We start from the raw sequence: 378 nt of genomic DNA, 5'->3' as shown, positions 1-378 counted from the left end.
GTTATATTCCCTGAGGCTTCAGGAAACAGAAACTTCTTACGCCGAATGGTACGCCTCAGACAACTCCTAAGGCTACTCATCGATTTCTCCCGAATAACCGAAGATAAAATGATTTGCCTTTCCAAGTTCTGCCGGAAGAATGGCATGACCGCCATCTTTATGGATCTGTAATTCCACCTCTGCATTCTTATTTTCAAGAATCGCAGCAGTTTGTTCCACACGCTCTACCGGCACATGGGCATCGGGATCGCTCGTGCCTATATAGACCTTTGTTCCCTCAAAGTCGGTAATATAATTCCCGGTGTTGATCTGCTTTCCAATGAGACTGCCAATAATGGCGATCACACCTCCATATCTTTTGGCATTCCGGGTGACGTA

At 46.0% G+C, this 378-nt stretch carries 1 protein-coding gene; it reads right to left on the bottom strand.

Translation table 11 applies throughout. The features are described 5' to 3' along the window. Positions 1-72: 72 nt before the first annotated feature. On the bottom strand, positions 73-378 hold a 306-nt coding region (locus HC175_RS20395; RefSeq protein ID WP_369074361.1), incomplete at its 5' end, for an alpha/beta hydrolase.

It is taken from the genome of Salinimicrobium oceani, from assembly GCF_012037645.1.
Note: the sequence above shows the minus strand (reverse complement) of the source record. Positions and strands in the feature narration are given on the sequence as shown.